Consider the following 21,477-nt stretch of genomic DNA (forward strand, 5'->3'; position numbering starts at 1 on the left):
CGGGATGCTGACCAAACTGTATCAGACACTGTTATACGGAATGGCTGTGATTTCGGGCCTCACGCTTGTGTGGATCATGATCTCTGTCGTGGTCTCGGTCTTGATGCGCAACTTGGGGCTTCAACCCTTTGCGTGGCTTTTCACATCGGCTGAATACGGCCTCTTGTACATGACCATGCTGGGCGCACCCTGGTTGGTTCGCGAAAAGGGGCATGTGCATATCGAGTTACTTACGGCTGCGTTGCCTCAGCAGCCGCGCGAGGTATTGAGCCGCTTGGTCGCGGCCACCTGTGTGTTGGTGTGCGCAATCCTGACGTGGAAGGGTGTCGATCTGGTCATGACCAACTTTGAGCGCGGCGACTACGACACGCGCGCCTATTATTATCCGCGCTGGCTTCTGACTATCGCCTTTCCCTTGTCGTTCGGTCTGATGGCCATCGAATTCTCTCGTTTTGTCTTTGGCGAAGAGCTGATGCATAGCGGCGAAGCAGGGATACACGAATAATGGAGTGGTTCGAGGCGCTTGCCCTGCTTCTTGGTACAATCGTTTTCCTCATGGCGATCGGGATGCCGATTGCTCTGGCCTTTCTGGCAGCCAACATCATTGGCGCCTGGGTTTTCATGGGGGGCGACCGCGGGGTGATGCAGCTATTGAATAACGGGCTTGGGTCGCTGACAAAATACGCGCTGATGCCGATCCCGTTGTTCCTGCTGATGGGAGAGATCTTTTTCCACACCGGGCTTGGCGGACGTATGTTCAACGCGATCGACAAGCTATTGGGGCGGCTACCCGGCCGGCTGAGTTATGTCACCGTTCTGGGTGGCACAGGATTTTCAACCCTCTCGGGGTCTTCGATGGGTTCAACCGCGCTCTTAGGGTCACTTATGGTCCCGGAGATGAGCCGAAGGGGCTACAAATCTCATATGAGCATCGGCCCTATTCTGGGGACGGGCGGCCTTGCGATCATTATCCCGCCATCGGCCCTCGCTGTTCTTCTGGCCACGCTCGCGCAGATCGATGTGGCGGGTCTTTTGATTGCCGGGGTGATTCCCGGCCTGATACTTGCTTGTTTCTACATCGGCACGATTTGGTTGCAAACGCGGATCGATCCCGACGCGGCCCCTGCCTATGATGTAGAACCCATGTCGCTTGCGTCGAAACTCAAGCTTGTGCTGACCGAGGTGGTCCCGATGGTTGGTGTCATGGTGGTTATCATTGCACTGATGATCCGGGGATTTGTAACCCCGTCCGAGGCTGCCGCCTTTGGTGCTCTTGGGGTCATAATCCTTGCGGCACTCTTTCGGTGTCTCAGTTGGGAGGCCTTGAAAAAGTCGGTGACTGGCGCATTGCGGGTCACGCTGATGGCCTATCTGATCGTTTTTGGATCTGCCACGTTTAGCCAGCTTTTGGCCTTTTCCGGTGCGTCGCGCGGCCTTGTAAATTGGGCGACGGGTTTTGAACTTGCGCCGCTGGCGATGCTGCTGGTGATGTTTGGGGTGCTGCTTCTATTGGGCATGTTCATGGAGCAGATTTCGATCATGCTTTTGACAGTGCCGATCTTCTTTCCGCTGGCACAAACGCTCGGCTTTGACCCTATATGGTTTGCGCTCATCATGCTGCTTTCCCTGGAAATCAGCTTTACCACTCCACCGTTCGGACTGCTGTTGTTTGTCATGAAAGGCGTAGCCCCGCCCGGAACGACCATGCGGGAAATCTATACGTCGGCCTTTCCGTTTATTTTCTGCTCCCTCCTGCTGGTTGGATTGCTGATCGCTTTCCCGCAATTGGCCCTTTGGCTGCCGTCAATGTAGGCCAGCGATGGCACCGATGTCCCAGTTTCCAGATTTTGTTCCCGGGCGCTGTTTCTTCTCCGTTTCCCAGATAAAACCGGACCGCCTGACGCTGCTTTGCCAAGAAACATTCTGCGCGGCGTTTCAGCTGTCCATCTGACTGCTCAGATACTCGCCGGTCCGACGGTAGTGTTCGATCAGATGCCGAGTGGCGTTTTCTGCATCGCGGTCCAGCGCGGCATCCAAGATCTGCTGGTGCTCGGCGGCGATGTCGCGTTTTTGGTAGCTTGGTCCGATTGCAGCCAGAAACCGATACCGAATGTTCAGGTCATAGAGCTGGGAGCAATATCGTTGAAGCATTGGCATTTCTGCTTTGGCGAGCAACGCCATGTGAAATGCCTTGTGCGCGGTTTCAAAGGCTGGAGTGCCCTGTTGGCCAGCCTTTTTCATATGGTGATGGCGCAGAACAAGCCTGTCTTCCCATTCGGCGTCCGAGTTGGCGATAGATGTACGTAAGGCAGTTTCTTCGAGCTTGCAGCGCAGCAGCAGGATTTCTTCAAAGTTCTCCTTGCTGACGGGTGCCGACCTGAACCCGCGCTGATCGAGCCTCTCCACCAACATATCTGAGGTCAATAGGCTCAATGCTTCGCGTACCGGGCTTGCGCCCGTGTTGAGCAGGTTCCTCAATTGCTCGATCTTGAGTTTTTCCCCGGCGGGAAGCTCGCCGGTCAGGATCATCTCGCGAAGTTTGCGATAGGCCGCATGCGTGGCTGAGGTTTCCTTGCCCTCGGTGTCAAGCAATGCGTCCATTTTATACCGCTCCCTGTTCGTTGCTGAGCAACGTCTTTGTGTTCCTAGCTCAGAGTATTTGTGCCTGTCGACAGCCCGACCGAAAGGTTCAGGGATCCTTCGTTTATCAGCCAGCGCCGCAGAACATAAGAGCGTGCCCCACTTTGATGCATTGGATCCTTGTCTGCCAAAGCCCGAGCCATTTCGAGACTGTCTGCACGGTATACGATCATGCCAACCCCCTGCATGTGCTCTCCGGTTTCGTCGGACATTGGCCCGGCAAAGGCCAGTTGCCCCGACCGTTCGAGCTGCGCCTGATAGGCAAGGTGATCTGGCAGCGAAGCCTTCACGTCCTTGGGTGCCTTGGCCGGCGTACTGAGCGCCACATAAAGCTCCAATGCCAACGCGCCGCGGTTTTTTGCTTCTGATTTGTAATCTGCCCACGCAACCATCGGGTTCTCCAAAATATCGATATTATTTGACATAGATCAAAATAGTCGGCAAAAATCAAGCAGACTGACAAGGGTTGCTAACATGAAATACTTGGTGGGCGAGACACCGGAAGGCACTGCGGTATTCGTCGTCAATGGAGAAAATGCAGTAAATATAACGGCTTTGGATTCTGCTGTCGGGCCCGATCTCATGGGGCTGATAGAAAATCCGGCACTATCCGACTCGCTGTCCGACAAGATCTCGTCTGCTGACAGCGTGCCAGTATCGACCATCACACCGGCGTTGCCCGTGGCCTCTCCCGGTACGATCATCTGTATGGGTCTGAATTACACCGACCATATCAAAGAAGGCGGGTATGACATCCCCGAGTATCCGGCTCTGTTCATGCGCGGAAAGAACTCGATCATGGCAGCGGGACAGCCAATGGTGCGTCCGGCCTGCTCGGAACAGCTCGATTACGAAGCCGAACTGATGCTGATCGTCGGCAAAAGGGGGCGTCATATTTCTGAGGATGACGCGTTGGACTACGTGTTCGGCTACACGGTGTTCAACGATGGATCGGTGCGGGATTATCAACGCAAGACGATTCAGTGGACGCCGGGAAAGAACTTTGATGACACGGGCGCGATAGGGCCTTTCACGGTAACACCGGGCGACCTGCCAGAAGGCGCATCGGGCCTGAAGATCGAAAGCCGCGTGGGCGACGAGATCCTGCAAAGCTCAAACACGGCGAACATGATCTGGGGCGTGCGCAAGCTGGTGGCGACGATTTCCGAGTATACGACGCTTGAGCCTGGCGATCTGATTGCCCTCGGGACGCCTCCTGGCGTGGGCCATGCCAAAAAGCCGAACCCGCGCTGGCTGAAACCCGGCGAGACCATCGAGATCGAAATCGAAGGCATCGGCATCTGCGCCAGCCCAGTAATCGATGAAAAGGACGCTAAATCGCGGGTGGCTGCAGCATGAGCGCTCCGACAGGCTCAGAACTGGAAGCGCTTCGTGCCAAGGCGCAGCAGGATCATCGCGATCTGAGAAAGCGTATTCCGCGCTTGTCCGACGATGCGATCGCCCTGATCCTGCGGGAGTCGAGATCGCATTATGCATGGACGGACAAGCCGGTGTCGGATGAGTTGCTGCACGAGATCTACGACATCACAATCAACGGTGCGACTAGCATGAACACGCTACCCGCACGGTTTGTTTTTGTGAAAAGCGGCGAGGGAAAGGCCCGACTTGCGAAATCTCTGAAACCCAAGAACGTGTCAAAGATGATGGATGCTCCGGTCACGGCGATCATTGCGCATGACCTGGATTTCTGGAAGGAACTGCCGTTTTTGTTCCCGCACGAAGATCGCCGCCACCTGTTCGAGAACAAGCCTGAATATGTGGAAAATACAGCCTTTCGCAATGGCACGTTGCAAGGCGCATACTTCATGATTGCTGCTCGCGCGGTCGGGCTGGACGTCGGCGCAATGTCAGGGTTCTCGAACCAGATCGTCGACGAAGAGTTCTTTGCGGGTACGACACTGAGATCAAATTTTCTGTGCAACCTCGGATATGCGGATGAGACCGGATTGTTTCAAAAGCTGCCGCGCTTTCCGTTCGACAAAGTGTGTTCCTACGCCTGAGGAGGCAACGCAGTGGCCATCAAGATGAAATCGGTTGTTACCTATCGAACGACCGCGCAATGCCCGACACACTCACGAACGGAAATCCCGGTCCGCGATCTGAATGTCGTCATAGACGAACCGATAGATCGGGGCGGCACTAATCTGGGACCTGCACCTACCGAAGCGGCAATGACCGCACTAATCGCGTGTACCAATGTGATCGGACACAAGAATGCACATCGATTGGGCGTGGATCTCGGCAGTGTCACAATCGACGCTGACTGCAAGTTCGACCGCCGCGGTGTCCTGATGCAAGAAGAGATCGACCTGCCATTTCCTGAAATCACACTCACGGTTCGATGTGACACGCGCGCCAGTCGGGAGGATCTGGCGCGCGTGGGACGGGAAACAGCCAAATACTGCGCCATCGCAAAATTGTTCGAAGCGGCAGGCACGAACCTGACCGTCAACTGGGTCAAGGCAAACTAAACGGACAAAAGACCCGACTTTCTGGGAGGAGAGATCATGAAAAACTGGACCAAAGGCAGCTTGTTGGGCGCCGCGCTGGCAACGGTGATGGCTATGCCTGCGGCGGCCGAAGAGACGATCAATGCTGTCGTGATTGATGGTTATCCGGATCGCGCATTGTGGGTGAAGGAGTTCACGAACTTCTTCATCCCGGAAGTGGACAAGCGCCTCGCCGAAGCAGGAAATTTCAAGATGAGCTGGCAAGAGAACTACGGCGGTTCCATCGTCAAGCCCAAGGGCGTTCTCGAAGGCATCCAGCTTGGCCTCGGTGATATCGGTATTGTCACAACGATCTTCCACTCGTCCAAGCTGCCCAGCCAGGGTATCTCCGGCTCGACTCCATTTGTCTCGGCAGATGCGCGGGCGGTAGCAAAGGCCGTTGACGAGATTGCGCGTGAATTCCCTGCCATGCAGAACGAGTTCGCTGCGCAGAACCAAGTCTATCTGGCAACCGGTGTTGTTCTGGATACTTATCAGGTGTTTTGCTCAAAGCCGGTGGAATCTGTGGCCGATCTGGAAGGCCGCAAGATCGCCGGAGCCGGTCTCAACCTGCGATACCTGGAAGGCATCAAGGACGCCGCAGGAGTTCGCGGTGGCCTCACCGATTTCTACAACATGGTTCAAACCGGGCTGGTTGACTGTGTGATGATCTGGCCGGAAGCATCCAAGACCTTCAAGATCGCCGAAGTTGCACCCTACATGCTCAAAGCCGATCTCGGCGCGGTCAATTCCAAAACAATTACCGTGAATGCTGACTATTGGGCCGGTCTGCCGGCTGAGGTCAAGGATGTGCTCAAAGCGGTCGCCATCGACTATCGCGATCACGTTGCCGGAATTGCAATGGATCGCGCGGACGCGTCGCGTGATGCCTATGTCGAAGCAGGCGGCACTATTGTCGAACTCTCTGACGAGGACCGTGCGGCATGGGCGGCTGCAATGCCCAACGTAGCTCAGGAATGGGCAGCAACACTCAACGAAAAAGGCGAGCAGGGCACCGAGATGCTTGCCGCTTATCTGGGAAAGCTCAACGATGCCGGCTTCACAGGCATGCGTGACTGGACTGCCGAATAACGGACCGGCGATCCGGGGGAGGGGCCTATATGCTGAAGTCCGCTGTTGATGTCCTGTCGCGGGTCGCCAATGCACTCGCAATCGCCGCCAACGCAATGGGCACGCTCGTCGTGCTGGCGTTGGTGGTCATTCTGAACGTTGACGTCATCGCCCGGGGTCTGTTTTCGGCACCGCTGCGAGGCACCTACGAAATGGTGCAGTTTTCCGTTGTGATGATCGTTTTCCTGCAGCTTGCAGACGTGGTTCGGGTAGATCGACTAACCAGATCCGATGGCTTCCTAAACCTGATGTATCACCGCCGACCGGGCATGACGACAAACCTCAGGCGCCTCATCAATGCAATCTCTGCAATCTTTATGGCCCTTATCGCGTATGTGACATTCCCCGAATTCCTGCACATGTGGAAAACGCAGGACTACTTTGGGGTACCCGGTCTCTTCACCTTACCTTGGTGGCCGGTCAAGCTTGTGATCGCGTTTGGCACCGCGCTTGCGAGCGTGATCTTTCTGCTCAAGGTCATCAGAGCACAAGACCGCCCGCAACTGGTCCGCGCCCCTGAACATGATGAGGCCGCCAAATGACGCCAATCGAGATCGGCCTGATCTCGGTCGTCGCCATCGTCATATTGATCTACGCCGGCCTCTATATCCCGGTAGCCCTTGGCGTTGTCTCGTTCGTTTCGATCTGGCTGATGCGAGACAATTTCACCCTCGCGCTGAACCTGCTCAAGGTTGCCGTTGGCGACAGCGCGATGGAATACAGCTTTGCCACGATACCCCTGTTCACATTCATGGGGCTCATTGTCTCAAAGGCCGGGCTTGGGCGAGACATCTACGAAGTCATGACGATGCGATTTCGAAAGGTCAAAGGCGGGATCGGCATGGCGACTGTCGGTGCAAATGCGGTTTTCGCGGCGGTAACAGGATCATCAATCGCCTCCGCATCTGTGTTTACCAAGGTATCAGTGCCCCAGATGATGGCACAGGACTACAACCCGCGGTTTGCGGTTGGCGTTGTGGCTGGCTCTTCTGTTCTGGGAATGATCATCCCACCCTCGGCCATGTTAATAATCTATTCCTTTGTGGCGGAACAGTCTGTGGGCGACATGTTTCTGGCCGGGGTCATTCCCGGCATCATGCTGGCCATCGCCTATGTCGGCGCAATCTGGCTGATGGGCCGTTTCACCCCTGCATTTGTCGGCGGCCGGGTGGTCGCAGAGAGTGAATGGATGTCCGGCCGCGAGGTTGCATCAAAGACGCTTCCCACGGTGTTCATAATTACCGTTGTTCTTGGCGGAATTTATACCGGCTGGCTAACCGCGGTTGAGGCAGGTGCAGCCGGCGCGATGGTTGCTCTTGTTATTGCGATACTTCGAAAATCCATGTCGCCGAAAGCATTCTGGGATGCCCTTCTTGAGACCGGGCACATCACTGCTGCAATTCTGTTTCTGATTACTGCGGCTTCGATTTACAGCCGAATGCTGGGTCTGGCCGGCCTGCCGAACCAGTTGCAGGACATACTCGCGGGCAATTCTGCATCGTTCTGGACGATCATGCTGCTCTACGTTCTGCTGATGCTGTTTCTGGGCACGCTTCTGGATACGGCCTCGATTATTCTGATCGTTGTTCCGCTGTTCTTGCCAATGGCTGAGGCGTTGGATATGTCTTTAATCTGGTTCGGCATTATCACTGTTGTAGGGGCCGAAATCGGACTTTTGACGCCGCCCCTCGGTATTTCCTGTTTTGTCATCAAATCCACGATCAACGACGATCGCATATCTCTAAAGGACGTGTTCATGGGCGCGTTGCCGTTTGCGTTGGTCATGCTGATTGTCCTGTTTATCCTGATCGAATTTCCGATCCTTAGCCTTGCCCTGATCTGAGGAAGTCAAGATGCGCACAGTCACCAAGGACAATATCACCGACGTTTTCATGGGATACCTTTCCACGGATACAGATCCCCGAATGCGCGAGGTCATGGAGTCTCTGGTCAGGCACCTGCACGACTTCGCCCGCGAAACCAATTTGACACATGATGAATGGCGCGCTGGAATCTCGTTTCTCGAAGGTTGCGCCGCTGTCGAAACCGAAGACAGGCACGAGTTTGTTTTGGCATCAGATGTGCTGGGTCTGTCATCACTCGTAGATATGATCCATTCCAGCCCTGAGGCCACGAGCTCTTCGGTTCTCGGGCCCTTTCATGTATCGGGCGCGCCTCCGTTGCCCATCGGCGGAGACATGAAACGGCATTATGGCGGGCCTATTTTACTAGCCGAAGGTGTCATCAAGGACACTGACGGAAACCCCATTGCCGGGGCCGAACTCGACATCTGGCAGACGGCTCCGAACGGGCTCTATGCCAGCCAGGATGAAGAGCAGGACACCTACTCGTTTCACGGATTGATGACAGTCGGAGATGATGGCCGTTATGCCTTCACAACCGTCAAGCCTGTTGAATACACCGTGCCGTCCGATGGGCCAGTTGGTGATATCCTGAGAGCATGTGGCCGTCATCCCTGGCGGCCGTCGCATCTCCACTACATCGTCAAGGCGCCCGGATACCGGACCCTCGTGACCGAGATCTTCCCAGACGATGACCCATACCTTGACGAAGATACCGTGTTTGGCGTTCGGGACGATCTGGTGATGACCTATGTTGAACGGCCGGCGTCCGATTTTCCGGCTGGCATGGAGCTATCGGGCAAGATCAAAGAATCCTACCTGTACGTGAAGTTCGACGTGACACTCGCCAAAGCCTGAAAGCCTGCGATACCGCCCGCGGCGATCCCCGAATGTAAAATGGCTCCGTGACCCGCAATCTGGTGTTGGTTTGGTCGAGCAGCGAGATTGGGCTGTTGTTCCGATAGGTTGAACCTGACGGGTGTCCGATGGAACGCAAGTTGGTAGAGATAATGGTCGTCAACTCTTAGGGTCGACTGCGGTTGTGAATTTCGACGAAGAAACTGCTTTGCACCGGATCTCCAACGGCCTGGATTTGGTGACCGAATGCGTAGACCGGCATCGTAGTCGTGTCTTCGACACAGTCGGCGACGCAAATTTGGCAGAGTTCGCCAGCCTAAAAAAACCCGGACCGTGCCCAGGAACTGGTGGCCGAAGCTATGGCAGACGGTCCGGCTCTGAATACGGACGACGACCAAAATCAGGAAAACACGAGAACTTTGACAGGAAGCAATATTGCCTGTGCCCGTAGAACGATGGCATTCGCGATCCCCATGCCGTCCACGATCCGCGCGATGAAGGCAGAAAATCCTGTGATTTCCCCCGCTTCCAATTCCGCCGCGCGGCTTGTGTATGCGACGCCGACACATGCGCTGCCCGGCGGAATGTTTTCAAGATGTTTGGGAAAAATCGGAGCAAGCAGAGCGGTTAAGGTTCCGGGCCTGGCACGATCCTGTTGATCAAGCAGTGAGTCTCCGGGCCGGAACTGTCCGGCTGCGATTGCGCCTTGCACTTCGTCGATCACCATTGGGATAATTGCCAACGGTTTTGACGCACAGGTAACTTCCACCAACATGCCAGGTTTCAAAACACCGGCTGAGATCTGACCGAACGCGGCAACGAAACGGCCTTGCCCGGTGACCTTGGGGACAAGAATACCCGCCGGGCGAAGGATCGGGTTCACGATATCTCCCGGTTTTAGCAGGAACTGTGTAACTGTCCCGTCCACTGCGGCATAGACGGTGGATTTGGCGATCTCATTTTCTGCTTCTCGAAGCACGGCGCTGGCGCTTTCTCGCTGCGCTGGCAAAACCGTCGATTGTCGCAGCCTTGCTCCGTCAAGCACAGCCAACGCAGCCGCACGCTGGCTCTCTGCGCGGGAAACGGCTGTCTGCAAGCGTTCGAGTTCCTGTTCACTGACAGTGGTAGAGCTGCGTTCGGCAAGCAAAAGGCGGCGTTGCAAATCATCAGCCGCTTGCCTCAGATCCGCATCGGCTGCTTCGAGCTGTGCTTGTGCACCGGCTATTTCCGTTGTGATCAGATCCAGAGATGCTTCGATCTCTTCCAGGCGCCTTTGTGCGGTCTCGGCAGCCGCTTCCTGTCGCGTCGTATCCAGGCGGAAAATCGGATCGCCTGCCGTGAGAACCGCGTTGTTGGAGACATACACCTCGTCAACCCGACCCACGCGATCAGACAGAACCGTAATCGTGCGAAAGGTGGCCGAAACGTTGCGCGTGGAAGGATGAAAGTAGAAAATCACGGTAATCAAGGTCACCGCCAGAATGGCGCAGGCGGTCAAACCCCAGCGAAGCTCGTACCAGACATTGAACAGAGTGATTTCGTGCCCCCATCGCTTGCCCTGTTGATATCTGCGGTAGAGGTAGTCAGGAACGATCGTTATCAGGGCAGAGAAAACAAGCTCAAGCATCGTCATCTCCTGTCGGGCCGAAAACCGGTTTTAATGGAAACAGCTCGTGCAGCGGAACGGCTGCAATCAAAATCGCAGCGATCCAGAACGCGTTGTTCAAAGTAAACAGCGAGATCAGCCCCAAGACGCCAACCAGTTGCATTTGGACTTTGTGCGCACCCGCCGCCATCCGGTCGGGAATGGCCTGAATCGTGAAATACAGCGCGCCAAATCCCAGCAATATCAATACCAGAAGGCATCCGACGAGGATAAGAAAACCGTCTGTTTCACCCGGTGGGGTAACCCAGAATGGAAGCCGTGCCAGCGCCTCGTCGGAAATGGAACTGTTCACGCGGGCCTCCGGTTTCGCAACTGTCTCTGAGACTATAGTCTACTAAAAGCAGCGGGATCAACGCGAGCCGCTGTCAAAGTAACCTCACCGGGTCAGTCAACAATGTGATCTTGAACAACGCATCCAATACTGATCGATGCCAATGTCTCAGTCACCATTCCTTTTTTGCCGAAACGAGGCAGCGGCCAGAAAGGGAGCGAAAGGCAGGAGAAGTAATGAAGGCTGTGGTTCAAGATCGTTACGGCGGGCCGGACCTGCTTCGCGTCGCGGATCTGGAGTTGCCCGAGCCCGGAAACGGCCAAATCAGGGTCAAGGTAACGGCCTGCGGGGTCAATCTGTCCGACTACGAATACCTCGTGGGGTCTCCGTTCTACGCCCGCTTGGTTGGAGGAATATTTCGCCCCAAGGTTCCTGTTCTGGGTTCGGATATTGTCGGCATCGTCGACAAGCTTGGCCCCGGGGTATCCGGTTTCAGGACCGGACAACGGGTCATGGGAGATTTTGTCATGACCCGGGGAGGCTTCGCAGAATACGCCTGCGTCCCGGCTAGTGAAACCGTGCCTGTTCCCGATGGGTTGAGCAACGAAGTGGCGGCGTGCCTGCCGCAGGCTGGCGGTATCGCAGTGTCAGGGACTTCCGAACTTCGGAAGGGCACGAAGTTTCTGATCAACGGGGCTGGGGGTGGGTCGGGAACTCTTGCGCTCCAGCTTGCAAAGGCCGCCGGAGCGCATGTGACTGTCGTCGACAATGGCGAAAAGACAAAGTGGCTTGGAACCTTGGGGGCAGACGCACTCATCGACTATCGGCGTCAGGACTTTGCGAAGAGTGAACAAACCTGGGATCGAATTCTTGACATGGTCGCCACCCGGGGTCCTGGAGCAATTTCTGCCGCTCTGTCCGATGGAGGGGTTTATCAAGCTCTTGGCGGGCGCATTCCGGTACTGTTGTCGCTTGTGATCGGCGGCTGGTTTGGCAGGAACAGCAAATCGATCGGTATGTTGTTGGTTCCCTCGGGACAGGATCTGACAGAGCGTGTAGCACAAATGGCCGTCGAGGGGCGGATCATCCCCCATCTGGACACGGTGCAGCCGCTATCATCTGTTCCTGAGGCTCTTGAGCGCACTGGAAGAGGCGAAGTTCGCGGGAAAATCGTGATCAGCCCTCAGGATCATGGCGAACACTAACAGCGACGATCCCGGTTTTTTGACCCTGTTCGACATAGCGAAACGCGTCAACAATTTCGTCCAGAGCGTAGCTCCGATCAAAAATCCCCTGAAATTGGCCGTCTTCCATGAGCTTAGCCAGATCTCGAACAAAACCTTCGGCATCCACGGGGAATGGAATGCGAACGCGGCGACTGCCCGTCATTGCAAACACCGCCCCGAGAATGATGTTTGACCAAAACGGGCCGAGATCCGTTGCCGCGAAAATCCCGGCTTTCTTTAGCAAGGGTCTGCACCTGAACCACGATGTTTTGCCAACCGCATCCAAAACCAGATCAAATGTTTCACCGATTGCCGTGAAATCCTCGGTTTCAAAATTCAGAACACGGTCGGCACCGAGCCTGTTTGCAAGCTCGACATGGCGGGAACCGACAACAGCCGTGACATGAAGCCCGCGCGACTTAGCGAGTTGAACAGCAGCTATTCCGATGGCGCCGGAGGCTCCGAAAATCAGACAGCATTGACCCGCTTGAAGCAGGTTGATTGTTGAGCTGGCGTACCACGCACCCTCGCACACCACAGACTCGTCAAAACCGAGCCCTTGGGGAATGGGCGCGATTGCCGCGTCGGCCGACAGACACATGAATTCCGCATGTGCCCCGAACTGGTCTGGTGACAGGCCGAATACGCGGTCTCCTACTTGCAGGTTGGTCACGCCCCTGCCAACTGCATCGACAGTTCCAGCAAAATCCATTCCCAGCGTTTTCATCTTCGGCCTGAAAACACCGGTTATCAGGCGTGCAAAAAAGGGGTGACCCCTGAGGGTTGCGGTATCTGTGCGGTTGACGGTTGTCGCATGCACAAGCAACCGAACCTCGCCCACGTCAGGTTCCGGCACAGGTAGATTGGTCAGCGCCAGTCGTTCGGGCGGACCATACCGGTCGAAAGCGACCGCTTTCATTGTCTTTGGGGAGGTCATCCAGTCAAACTTTCTTTGCGAAGGACAATTTGGGTTGGCCCATCTGAGCGAGTACCAGGCCTCGCGAGGGAAGAATGGCTCGCGGGCTGTCTATCTTGTTCCGATCAAGTTGTTCGAAATAGTTCGCCCAAACAACCGTTCAGCGTTTTTGTATGCGATCTTTTCGGCAACTGAACGGGGCAAAAGCGACAACCACTGCCGGTTCGAGGCGATAATGCGCTCATAATTCTCCCACTGGCTGTTGACCCAAGTATCACTTCCAACCATCAGCCTATCCTGAAACTCAAACACGATCTTCTTCCATTCCGGGTCCAGTGAATGGCCCTGGCCCATGATCGAACCTTCGCGCAGCGACGTATCAGCAACAAGGTCCGGATAGTCCGACATCAGCTGATAAACGGCCCGCGCAGGTTCTCCCAGACCGGCATGGGCCCAAATGATCTTTACGTCCGGATCCAGGTCATAGAGCCAGCGGATCGGCTCAGCGTCCGAGTGGACATGCAGATAAAGATCCTGCTGCTTTGCCATGGCTATGATTTCCCGAAACAGATCCTCGTCCCACATGGCCCGGCTCCGGATGTGAAACTCTCCTATTCCTTCATGTGGGTATTGCTCCAGCCTTTGCCGCAGATAGGCCTGCATCTTGGGAAACTCGGTCCAGTTTGATGATCCTGCATCCCCGTGATAGGGGCGCAACTCCGGAACAATCCGGTTTGGCGCATGTTCCCACAAACGGATTGTTCCTTCGTCGGGCGTAGATGAAACCAGCCCCATGGCAACACCGGTCTGGTCCATCAGGCTGATGACCCGTTCAACGGGATACGAGTCCCAAGCCGGTTGCTTGTAGTGAATATGCGCATCAAAAATCGGCAGATCCTTGACGGCTTCTCCGATGAGTTCGGCGGTTTGTTCTGAGGCCGCCATGTTCGGCGAAATCAGGCCGCCGACCAAGAGAACAACGGCAAGTCCATTTGGGAAAGTGGGCATGATTGTCATTGTTCACTCTCACGGTCGTTGGCTTGGTTATTGGATATGATCTTCGAGTCAAACTGGATCGCAACATCCCGAAATCAAACATACCTGAAAATTATCATCTCGGATCCACGGTTTTATTTTTCTGGCAACCCCGCTGTTCGCAGATCTTCAATGAACCGGGCAGCGACTTGTTCATTGCGAAACTTGCCCTTGAGACTGTATTCCTGATCTTCGATTGTATACCCGGGCTGACCCTCCAGCAGTTTATCGATTGAAGCTCTTGCGTCCTGAATCTCGCCTAACCTGACAAACAGTGCAGCTTGGGTTCTGCGGGCGAGGTTTGGTATTTTCGCCATCTGATCGATCGCTTCCAGACCGTCCTGATACTGGCCCGCAAAATACTGCGCCCAGGCGAGGCTCCAAAGATACCAATCCGGGTGATGCGGGTTCAGGCGGATCGCGGTTTTCAGTCTTTCAACCGCCTTGTCTACTTGACCAAGGTAAACCATCGCTTCGACAGACCCTGCCAGAACACCTGCCGAATTCGGGTTCAATTCGATGGCTCGATTATACTCACGCTCTGATTGCTCCAGTTCGTTTGCCTGCATGAACGCGTGAGCCAAAACCCAGTGGGCAAGTGAGCTGTCCGGGTCTAGTGCAACCGCCTTTCGTGCCGCGGCCAAGGCCAGGCCCAAAGCCTCGTCACGCGGTCGGTCATCACACCAACCCCAGCGATCGCAGTTGATATGAACCCAAGCCAGACTAAAATAGGCGACAGAATATTCAGGATCCAGTTTAAGCGCCCTTTCAGCAAGCTGTTTTGCCTTCTCGTTGCCCTCAGGAGTGAATTTGAGCCGTTCCGCGCGGCTCAAATAGACCAATTCATAAGCGCCATAGTTCTCGGTTGGCTGACGCAACAGGCGGTCATACTCGGCCAGATCAATGCTCTGTTCCAATGTGGCCGCAATGGTGCGGGTGATTTCATCCTGCAGTGAAAAGATATCCTTCAACTCACGATCATAGGTTTCAACCCAGATCGAATTTCCGGCAACAGCATCTATCAAGGTTGCTGTAACCCGTAGCTGGTTTCCAGATTTCTGCTGGCTGCCTTCCAGCACATAGCGAACGCCCAGTTCCCGTGCGATATCGCGGACGTCGGCAGATTTCTCCCGATAGAAAAAGCTAGAGTTTCGCGAAATCACGAAGAACTCTGGAAATCGCGAGAGCTTGGTCAAAATTTCTTCGCTGATTGCGTCGCTGAGGTATCCCTTGTCCTCGCCTTGACTAAGATCAGTGAACGCCAAAACGGCAATCGACGGCTTGTCGGGAAGAGGTTGCTCCATATCCGCTACACTGACCGGTGCAAAGTCAGGGCGCCCGTATTGCCACCAGGTCAGCCCTGACAACAGGGCGAGACATGCAATGACCAAGGCAGCAATCTGCCCAACAGAAAGGCGTTGGGGCTTTGGGGGCATGATGACCGGAGAGCAAAGTCTCTTTGCCTGATCGTTCAGCGTGACATTGAAAACCGGTACCGGCTGGCTGATGCTTTTGACTTGGATATCCCCGAGGTCCTCGAACTCCAGATCGAGCTTTCCGATCACCTGATTTCGAACGTTGCGGTGAACGCAAACACCGCCGGGTTGGGCCAGGCCTTCAATCCGTGAGGCGATATTCACCCCATCGCCATGTATGTCGCCGGCTTCGTCGATGACATCACCGACATTGATGCCGATGCGAAACTCGATGCGATTGTCAGCCGGAACACTGACGTTTCTTTCGGACATTGCACATTGCACTTCGACAGCAAATCGAACTGCGTTGACGACGCTGGGAAACTCCATCAAGGCGCCGTCGCCCATCAGTTTGATGGTTTTCCCCGCATATTGTTCGGCCTTTGGATCGATAAGGTCTGCGCGATGGGATTTTAGGCGCGCCAATGTTCCGGTTTCATCCGTTTGCATCAAACGGGAATAGCCAACGGCATCTATGGCCAGAATTGCTGTGAGACGACGATCCACCAAATGCACTCCCTCCGATCAGGTTAAGGTAGCACTCACAGAAAATCCAACTTTGCCGCGTGAAGGTGTGATGGCTCATCTCGTGAATTGCCGAGGTATTTGCCGAAAGACCCATAATGTCGCAGGGTAAGTATGGAAAACTGCATTGGAAATCGGACGAGGGAAAGAGTGATGGCCATTTCTAATACCAAAAAACTTTTTAGAGTCTTCGTCTTGGCGCTGGCAATTCTGTTGCCAGCATTTGTCAGCCCGGTTTTCGCACAGGACCAGGATTCTGAAACAGCGGTGGAGCCGGAACAGATCACGGATCTGGTTGCTCAGGCCCAGTCGGCAGATGTTTCGGCCAACGACCTACCGATCCTGCTTGTCCCATTGACACATACGGAAATGGCTCAGGTCGTCGAAGCTTGGCAGGGGCATGTTCGATCGCAACTGGAAAAAACAGCGCGTTTGAACATTGAAATAGGTTCGGCAGAAGGAGCAACGAAAGACGATTTGAGAGATAGTCTGACGGGCGAGCAGCTTGTTGCAAAAGCCTATCTCGACAACTTCAAAACCGCCGTTTCGGAATGGTCTGCCAAAGGTGCGACACCCGAAGAGCTCAAACCGTATCAGGACTATGCACTATCGGTGACGTCCGGTGCCCTTAGAACAACCGACCTGCGCACCCTGGCCAGCGCGGGCATCGACTGGATGCTCGACGTCAACGGCGGGCTTGGCATTCTACTGGGGGCATTTTTGGTTCTGATATCGGTTTGGATATTGATGTTCGTCGCCAAATTCGTCAGCCGAACCACCCGTAGAGGGCTCGAGCGATTCCCGACCATATCGCGAATGCTCAAGTCGTTTGTTGCAACCGCCGTCTACTGGGCAGTGATGGTTCTGGGCACCCTGATTGTGCTGGGGCTGTTCGGCGTAAACGTCACACCGCTATTTGCCGTGTTCGGCGGGCTGTCGTTTATTCTGGGATTTGCACTTCAGGAAACACTTGGAAACCTTGCGAGCGGGTTGATGATCATGGTCCTCAAACCATTCGATACCGGCGATTACATTCAGATCGGAAGTTCTTCGGGCTTCGTGGATGAAATGTCGGTCGTCTCCACCAAGATCCGAACCTTTGACAATCAGATCATCGTGGTGCCAAACAGCAAGATCTGGGGAGATGTTATAACCAATGTCAGTGCTTCTGAAGAACGCCGTGTCGATTTGGTGTTCGGCATCGCCTATTCCGACAACGCCGCCGAGGCAATCGAAGTCCTGAATGGACTGGTCGGCAAACACAGCCTTTGCCTAAAAGAGCCCGCACCAGAGATCTTCGTCGGGGAACTCGGAGACAACTCGGTTAACATCTTCTGCCGACCGTGGTGCAAGAACGACGAATACTGGACTGTCTACTGGGATCTGACCGGGCAGGCCAAGGAAGCCTTTGACGCCGCCGGTATTTCTATTCCCTTCCCGCAACGCGATGTGCATCTCATTCCAGTCGAAGGATCGGCATCATGAAAACGTTCCTGAGTTTTTGTCTTGTCGCAATCTTCGGGGCCACCGTCGCACTGGCACAGAACGATGCTGTTGTGGCGCGCACAGAGCTTGGCAGCGATCCCGCTTTCTTGGCCCCGGTCGTCATCGATGGTCAGGATCTCTTTGTCGTTCGAGGCTCCAGCGCGCTACCGGCGATTGAAAGGGCCAAACGGATTCAAAAGCGCATCATCGATGTGGCGACAAATCTTGATGATCCGAATTTCGAGATTTCCATACAAAACGGAGAATTTGGAAAAGAGATACAGATCGACAACCGAATGATCACAGTCGCAACTGTCGCAGACGCCGAATATGAACAGATGGAAATCGACGTTCTGGCTGGTCTTCAGGCCGATGCAATCAGCGCGGCAATCAAACAATATCGTCAAAGCCGATCTTCCGAGGCGAGGATAGACAGCGCCTATTCGGCAATTGCTTGGTCCGTCGGTTTTCTTTTGGTTACGTTTGTCTTTTTTACGCGCCGCAGACGGCTGACGGAGTTTGTGACGAAGCAAGCCGAAAAACGGTTTGCGCAGGTGGAAGCCGCGACCAAGTCGATCCTGCAACGCCGGGCTTTGACAAGCCTCATAAACTTCCTGCTTCAGATCCTGCTCTGGGCGATTTACCTGATACTGTTCTATTACTACCTGTCATTCGTTCTGCTGTCTTTTGCCGAGACACGGCCGATTGCAGAGATCCTGCTGAAATACGTAAGCGAACCGCTGATCGCCGCGTTCCAGGCGATCGTCGGATACCTTCCCAATCTGGTGATGCTTGGGATCATCGCCGTCATTGCGCGGTATCTCATTCAAGGCGTCCGGATCTTTTTTGACAATCTCGAACAGGGTGTGTTCGAGCTGGGTGACTTCGAAAAGCACTGGATTGGACCGACGTTTTTTCTGACCCGCATCCTGATTATCCTGATCGCTATCGTCTTTGCCTACCCCTACATACCCGGCTCCGAGTCTCGGGCGTTTCAGGGTCTGACCATTCTGGCCGGTGTCATGGTTTCACTTGGATCGAACACGGTTGTGTCAAACATGATGGCCGGTCTTTTTGTGATCTATCGGCGCAGCACAAATGTGGGCGATCGGATCAAGGTCGGTGACAAGGTCGGAGATGTTGTCGAGATCAAGCTGATGGAAACCGTGATAAAGTCCGTGAAGAACGAGATGATCAGCATCCCCAATGCTCAACTGCTCAACTCCGAGGTCGTGAACTATTCGCGAAAGGTCGATGGCCGTGGCCTTTTGGTGCACACAACGGTTGGCATCGGCTATGAAGAGCCGCCCAAAAAGATCAAGGCCATGCTGATTGAGGCGGCACGGCGGACATCTGGCCTCAAGAAGAGCCCTGAGCCGTTTGTCCTTTGGACCCAGTTGGCAGACTACGCGATCAACTATGAAATCAACGCGTTCACCTCACGCGGTGGCAGTTTGCCCAAGATACTATCCGATCTTCACGAGAACATCGTTGATGTTTTCAATGAAAACGAAACGCAGATCATGACACCGTCCTATATCGCTGACCCGGATATTCCCAAGATCGCGAACACCGGCTGGGACGGTCAACTTGCCCAAAGTGACGAGAGCAGCAAGAAATAGGGGCAGGCGTTTGCGCCGATCGGGTTTCCGACGATGGATTGGTCCAAACCCGGATGTGAGACGTATCTACAGTAAAGGAGGGTTAGATATGTTTCGAATACTGTTGTTGATGACCTTGATGCTGGTTGCTTATCGCGTTGACGCGCTGGAACTGGACGCCCCTTTTGAATCGATTGATGGCGGAACGCTTTCGTTGTCCGCATGGAACGGTCAACCGGTTCTCGTTGTCAACACCGCCTCTAGATGCAGCTTCACCAAGCAATACGATGGGCTTCAAACATTGTATGATAGCTATCGCGACCGAGGACTTGTGGTTCTTGCCGTTCCTTCCGATGACTTCCGGCAAGAACTCTCGAGCAATGAACAGGTCAAGGAGTTCTGCGAAATGCAATTTGGCCTCGACCTGCCGATGACTGTCATCACCAGCGTCAGAGGTGAACAGGCACATCCGTTTTTCAGATCCCTGAAGGCGGAAGAAGGTTTTGAGCCGAGTTGGAATTTCAACAAGGTTCTGATCGGCCCGGATGGAGCGCTTGTGGCCACCTACGGGTCCGGTACCAAGCCGAACTCCGCGCGCGTAAGAGGAGACCTTGAAAAGCTGCTGAATTGAAACCCGCGCAGACGAAATTTCAGCATGCCATCAAAACAAGAGGCCCAAGCCGGCAATGATCAGGCAGGCACCGGTTATGCGCGAAAACAGCCGTGGATTGGGTGCAAACTTTTCCGCAAGAACATAGAGGGCAAGGCCCACGATCCAGAAAAGGTTCATCACTCCGCCAACAAACAGAAGAACCATCAGAGCCCAGCAGCATCCAACACAGAAGACGCCGTGACGCGCACCAGTCTGAAAGGCGCCCCAAAGGCCCGGCTTTTGATGTTCCGACAGGAACTGTGCAGGGGATCGGCATAACGTCAAACACGACTCCTTCAGACTGGTGAACTGGTATATGCCTGCACCGATCAACAAAGCTGCCGCAAAGCCGCGGGATTTGATCGTCATCATAGGCCCGTCGGAAATCCCCAACGTTTCCACGCTCCATTGTAGGCCTATGGCTGCAATGCTGAAGACGCCCCAAACCGTGAGATAGCCACTCAGGAACACAATGCTGAAGGCAACCACCCGGTCATCTTCCGGCCCCATCCGTTTGATCGCAGAGTAAAGAAGGAGCATCGGCGCGGCGCTTGGGGTCATCATGGCGATCATCATGATCCACCACATAAAAAACATCACAACCGCGTAACCGACCGTCCAGACAGGTTGTGGGCCCATCGACATTGGCTTGCCGATCGGGCCGGCCATCCGGGTCATTTCCGCCGCGCTCATCCCCATGCCGACACCGGCATAGGTGTAAATGCCAGCAAGCAATACGATCACTGTTGCGGCGGTTGCGACGATCCATTGATCGTGGCGGACAAGCCGTTCGACTGGTCCGCTCTGTTCTGGTCGCGTCATGGAATGATCAGGCGGCCACGCGGCCCTGGCCTGTCAGATGCAGCGTTGCGATGTGGGCGTGGGTCCCGGTGTTCTTGAGCAGATCCAATGCGGCGCCGTCGTGGGTCAGGGATTTGCCCTTGGCCATTTCCGCCATGCCAAATTCAAACCCGTTGGGCAGTTGAATACTCACCCGGTGCGGTTCACCCGTCACGATATTCGGAATGGGCATCAGTTCGGTTTCGACAACACCGTCCACGCTGCCTTTTGCCACCCTGTTTTCCGCGTCGATCTCAACCGAGATATCGGCGTAAATCGTGTCATGCTGTGTTGGGGACATGGCCGCAAAGATGAACCACATCGTTGCCATTTCTGCGGTATCCTTGCCCGACATGATCGCTCCGAGCGCTGCGCGTTGGTCTTCTGTCGCGGCCTTGTCGATGATCAACTGAAACTCGCCATTACCTTCGTGAATTGCACCCGGCCATTTGTAGACCACGGCGGTCCTCAACCCATTCAGAGACACTTCGCCGTAATGACCTTTATCGATCCGAAAGAAGACAACCGCTTCGCAGGTGCCGTCTGTTGGCAAAACGCCAAACTGGCACGGGCAACCAAAGTTACAGTTACAATTGGCCATTTCTTCGCCTTGAATGCTCCAATCAATCATCGGAATTCCTTTCGAAATCTGGTCAGTTTCTTGAGGCGCCTTGCGCCTACAACGACCGCTCGAACTCAATTGGGCGACGTGATTTCAAACACATTCTGTCATTAATATGCACGCGAAACATATCATATCGGTGATCTCAAGAGAACCGTCTTT

At 54.8% G+C, this 21,477-nt stretch carries 22 protein-coding genes; 13 read left to right on the forward strand and 9 right to left on the reverse strand.

What is annotated here, in order from left to right; genetic code table 11:
- Positions 1-4 precede the first annotated feature (4 nt).
- Both ACP15U_RS15415 and ACP15U_RS15420 read left to right on the forward strand, forming a co-directional pair.
- Positions 5-505, forward strand: coding sequence for a TRAP transporter small permease (locus ACP15U_RS15415; RefSeq protein WP_425046042.1), 501 nt, complete (start codon positions 5-7; stop codon positions 503-505).
- On the forward strand, positions 505-1,812 hold the full coding sequence (locus ACP15U_RS15420; RefSeq protein ID WP_425046043.1) for a TRAP transporter large permease: 1,308 nt from the start codon (positions 505-507) through the stop codon (positions 1,810-1,812). The genes ACP15U_RS15415 and ACP15U_RS15420 overlap by 1 nt, the downstream gene beginning before the upstream one ends.
- A gap of 123 nt (positions 1,813-1,935) precedes the next feature.
- Here the strand turns inward: ACP15U_RS15420 and ACP15U_RS15425 are convergent, their stop codons facing one another.
- Both ACP15U_RS15425 and ACP15U_RS15430 read right to left on the reverse strand, forming a co-directional pair.
- A complete protein-coding gene (locus ACP15U_RS15425) occupies positions 1,936-2,601 on the reverse strand; it encodes a GntR family transcriptional regulator (protein ID WP_425046044.1) in 666 nt (221 codons plus the stop codon).
- Positions 2,602-2,645: 44 nt separating this feature from the next.
- Positions 2,646-3,032 (reverse strand): YciI family protein, encoded by a 387-nt coding sequence (locus tag ACP15U_RS15430; protein ID WP_425046045.1) that lies wholly within the window; start codon positions 3,030-3,032, stop codon positions 2,646-2,648.
- Between the two features lie 82 nt (positions 3,033-3,114).
- Here ACP15U_RS15430 and ACP15U_RS15435 point away from each other — a divergent pair, with 82 nt between their 5' ends.
- Genes ACP15U_RS15435 through ACP15U_RS15465 form a run of 7 tightly spaced genes read left to right on the forward strand, consistent with a single transcriptional unit; the run spans position 3,115 to position 9,001 of the window.
- Positions 3,115-3,999 (forward strand): fumarylacetoacetate hydrolase family protein, encoded by an 885-nt coding sequence (locus tag ACP15U_RS15435; protein WP_425046046.1) that lies wholly within the window; start codon positions 3,115-3,117, stop codon positions 3,997-3,999.
- Positions 3,996-4,661, forward strand: a complete 666-nt coding sequence (locus ACP15U_RS15440; RefSeq protein WP_425046047.1) for a malonic semialdehyde reductase — start codon at positions 3,996-3,998, stop codon at positions 4,659-4,661. Before ACP15U_RS15435 ends, ACP15U_RS15440 begins: the two co-directional genes overlap by 4 nt.
- A gap of 12 nt (positions 4,662-4,673) precedes the next feature.
- Complete coding sequence (locus tag ACP15U_RS15445) at positions 4,674-5,132, forward strand: OsmC family protein (RefSeq protein ID WP_425046048.1); 459 nt, start codon at positions 4,674-4,676, stop codon at positions 5,130-5,132.
- Between the two features lie 36 nt (positions 5,133-5,168).
- A complete protein-coding gene (locus tag ACP15U_RS15450; RefSeq protein ID WP_425046049.1) occupies positions 5,169-6,242 on the forward strand; it encodes a C4-dicarboxylate TRAP transporter substrate-binding protein in 1,074 nt (357 codons plus the stop codon).
- 29 nt (positions 6,243-6,271) lie between these two features.
- Positions 6,272-6,823, forward strand: coding sequence for a TRAP transporter small permease subunit (locus ACP15U_RS15455; protein WP_425046050.1), 552 nt, complete (start codon positions 6,272-6,274; stop codon positions 6,821-6,823).
- A complete protein-coding gene (locus ACP15U_RS15460; protein WP_425046051.1) occupies positions 6,820-8,124 on the forward strand; it encodes a TRAP transporter large permease in 1,305 nt (434 codons plus the stop codon). The genes ACP15U_RS15455 and ACP15U_RS15460 overlap by 4 nt, the downstream gene beginning before the upstream one ends.
- 10 nt (positions 8,125-8,134) lie before the next feature.
- Positions 8,135-9,001 carry a dioxygenase gene (locus tag ACP15U_RS15465; protein WP_425046052.1) on the forward strand — a complete coding sequence of 289 codons (867 nt, stop codon included), beginning with the start codon at positions 8,135-8,137 and terminating at the stop codon, positions 8,999-9,001.
- A gap of 400 nt (positions 9,002-9,401) precedes the next feature.
- Here the strand turns inward: ACP15U_RS15465 and ACP15U_RS15470 are convergent, their stop codons facing one another.
- Complete coding sequence (locus tag ACP15U_RS15470; RefSeq protein WP_425046053.1) at positions 9,402-10,628, reverse strand: HlyD family secretion protein; 1,227 nt, start codon at positions 10,626-10,628, stop codon at positions 9,402-9,404.
- Positions 10,621-10,959: a hypothetical protein gene (locus ACP15U_RS15475; protein WP_425046054.1), complete on the reverse strand. Its 339-nt coding sequence runs from the start codon at positions 10,957-10,959 to the stop codon at positions 10,621-10,623. The genes ACP15U_RS15470 and ACP15U_RS15475 overlap by 8 nt, the downstream gene beginning before the upstream one ends.
- Positions 10,960-11,174: 215 nt before the next feature.
- On the opposite strand from ACP15U_RS15475, the gene ACP15U_RS15480 reads away from it, so the two are divergent.
- Positions 11,175-12,143 carry an NAD(P)-dependent alcohol dehydrogenase gene (locus ACP15U_RS15480; protein WP_425046055.1) on the forward strand — a complete coding sequence of 323 codons (969 nt, stop codon included), beginning with the start codon at positions 11,175-11,177 and terminating at the stop codon, positions 12,141-12,143.
- Here the strand turns inward: ACP15U_RS15480 and ACP15U_RS15485 are convergent.
- The 3 genes from ACP15U_RS15485 to ACP15U_RS15495 form a co-directional block, all read right to left on the reverse strand.
- Positions 12,115-13,101, reverse strand: coding sequence for an NAD(P)-dependent alcohol dehydrogenase (locus ACP15U_RS15485; protein ID WP_425046056.1), 987 nt, complete (start codon positions 13,099-13,101; stop codon positions 12,115-12,117). The genes ACP15U_RS15480 and ACP15U_RS15485 overlap by 29 nt on opposite strands.
- Before the next feature lie 90 nt (positions 13,102-13,191).
- The gene (locus ACP15U_RS15490; RefSeq protein ID WP_425046057.1) at positions 13,192-14,097 is read right to left on the reverse strand and encodes an amidohydrolase family protein; all 906 of its coding nucleotides are present in this window, start codon (positions 14,095-14,097) and stop codon (positions 13,192-13,194) included.
- Between the two features lie 113 nt (positions 14,098-14,210).
- Positions 14,211-16,097 carry a tetratricopeptide repeat protein gene (locus ACP15U_RS15495; RefSeq protein WP_425046058.1) on the reverse strand — a complete coding sequence of 629 codons (1,887 nt, stop codon included), beginning with the start codon at positions 16,095-16,097 and terminating at the stop codon, positions 14,211-14,213.
- A gap of 171 nt (positions 16,098-16,268) precedes the next feature.
- On the opposite strand from ACP15U_RS15495, the gene ACP15U_RS15500 reads away from it, so the two are divergent.
- The 3 genes from ACP15U_RS15500 to ACP15U_RS15510 all read left to right on the forward strand — a co-directional run bounded on the left by ACP15U_RS15500 (position 16,269) and on the right by ACP15U_RS15510 (position 19,832).
- Positions 16,269-17,600: a mechanosensitive ion channel family protein gene (locus ACP15U_RS15500; RefSeq protein WP_425046059.1), complete on the forward strand. Its 1,332-nt coding sequence runs from the start codon at positions 16,269-16,271 to the stop codon at positions 17,598-17,600.
- Entirely contained in the window at positions 17,597-19,222 is a 1,626-nt protein-coding gene (locus tag ACP15U_RS15505; protein ID WP_425046060.1) for a mechanosensitive ion channel family protein, read from the forward strand. The genes ACP15U_RS15500 and ACP15U_RS15505 overlap by 4 nt, the downstream gene beginning before the upstream one ends.
- A gap of 88 nt (positions 19,223-19,310) precedes the next feature.
- The gene (locus ACP15U_RS15510) at positions 19,311-19,832 is read left to right on the forward strand and encodes a glutathione peroxidase (RefSeq protein ID WP_425046061.1); all 522 of its coding nucleotides are present in this window, start codon (positions 19,311-19,313) and stop codon (positions 19,830-19,832) included.
- A 30-nt stretch (positions 19,833-19,862) separates the two neighbouring features.
- On the opposite strand, the gene ACP15U_RS15515 is transcribed toward ACP15U_RS15510, so the two are convergent.
- Positions 19,863-20,675 carry a DUF2182 domain-containing protein gene (locus ACP15U_RS15515; RefSeq protein WP_425046062.1) on the reverse strand — a complete coding sequence of 271 codons (813 nt, stop codon included), beginning with the start codon at positions 20,673-20,675 and terminating at the stop codon, positions 19,863-19,865.
- 7 nt (positions 20,676-20,682) lie between these two features.
- A complete protein-coding gene (locus ACP15U_RS15520) occupies positions 20,683-21,324 on the reverse strand; it encodes a DUF1326 domain-containing protein (protein ID WP_425046063.1) in 642 nt (213 codons plus the stop codon).
- Positions 21,325-21,477 lie beyond the last annotated feature (153 nt).

Origin of the sequence: Primorskyibacter sp. S87 (assembly GCF_049801055.1) — a bacterium.
Lineage (GTDB): Bacteria > Pseudomonadota > Alphaproteobacteria > Rhodobacterales > Rhodobacteraceae > JBNAGF01.

Bases quoted from the DNA above. Each gene is read 5' to 3' on its own strand.
- ACP15U_RS15520 (WP_425046063.1), bottom strand. From the start codon at position 21,324: ATGATTGATTGGAGCATTCAAGGCGAAGAAATGGCCAATTGTAACTGT.
- ACP15U_RS15500 (WP_425046059.1), top strand. From the start codon at position 16,269: ATGGCCATTTCTAATACCAAAAAACTTTTTAGAGTCTTCGTCTTGGCG.
- ACP15U_RS15490 (WP_425046057.1), bottom strand. From the start codon at position 14,097: ATGACAATCATGCCCACTTTCCCAAATGGACTTGCCGTTGTTCTCTTG.
- ACP15U_RS15430 (WP_425046045.1), bottom strand. From the start codon at position 3,032: ATGGTTGCGTGGGCAGATTACAAATCAGAAGCAAAAAACCGCGGCGCG.
- ACP15U_RS15470 (WP_425046053.1), bottom strand. From the start codon at position 10,628: ATGCTTGAGCTTGTTTTCTCTGCCCTGATAACGATCGTTCCTGACTAC.
- ACP15U_RS15450 (WP_425046049.1), top strand. From the start codon at position 5,169: ATGAAAAACTGGACCAAAGGCAGCTTGTTGGGCGCCGCGCTGGCAACG.
- ACP15U_RS15505 (WP_425046060.1), top strand. From the start codon at position 17,597: ATGAAAACGTTCCTGAGTTTTTGTCTTGTCGCAATCTTCGGGGCCACC.
- ACP15U_RS15510 (WP_425046061.1), top strand. From the start codon at position 19,311: ATGTTTCGAATACTGTTGTTGATGACCTTGATGCTGGTTGCTTATCGC.
- ACP15U_RS15440 (WP_425046047.1), top strand. From the start codon at position 3,996: ATGAGCGCTCCGACAGGCTCAGAACTGGAAGCGCTTCGTGCCAAGGCG.
- ACP15U_RS15415 (WP_425046042.1), top strand. From the start codon at position 5: ATGCTGACCAAACTGTATCAGACACTGTTATACGGAATGGCTGTGATT.
- ACP15U_RS15465 (WP_425046052.1), top strand. From the start codon at position 8,135: ATGCGCACAGTCACCAAGGACAATATCACCGACGTTTTCATGGGATAC.
- ACP15U_RS15485 (WP_425046056.1), bottom strand. From the start codon at position 13,101: ATGACCTCCCCAAAGACAATGAAAGCGGTCGCTTTCGACCGGTATGGT.
- ACP15U_RS15480 (WP_425046055.1), top strand. From the start codon at position 11,175: ATGAAGGCTGTGGTTCAAGATCGTTACGGCGGGCCGGACCTGCTTCGC.
- ACP15U_RS15515 (WP_425046062.1), bottom strand. From the start codon at position 20,675: ATGACGCGACCAGAACAGAGCGGACCAGTCGAACGGCTTGTCCGCCAC.
- ACP15U_RS15460 (WP_425046051.1), top strand. From the start codon at position 6,820: ATGACGCCAATCGAGATCGGCCTGATCTCGGTCGTCGCCATCGTCATA.
- ACP15U_RS15425 (WP_425046044.1), bottom strand. From the start codon at position 2,601: ATGGACGCATTGCTTGACACCGAGGGCAAGGAAACCTCAGCCACGCAT.
- ACP15U_RS15455 (WP_425046050.1), top strand. From the start codon at position 6,272: ATGCTGAAGTCCGCTGTTGATGTCCTGTCGCGGGTCGCCAATGCACTC.
- ACP15U_RS15420 (WP_425046043.1), top strand. From the start codon at position 505: ATGGAGTGGTTCGAGGCGCTTGCCCTGCTTCTTGGTACAATCGTTTTC.
- ACP15U_RS15435 (WP_425046046.1), top strand. From the start codon at position 3,115: ATGAAATACTTGGTGGGCGAGACACCGGAAGGCACTGCGGTATTCGTC.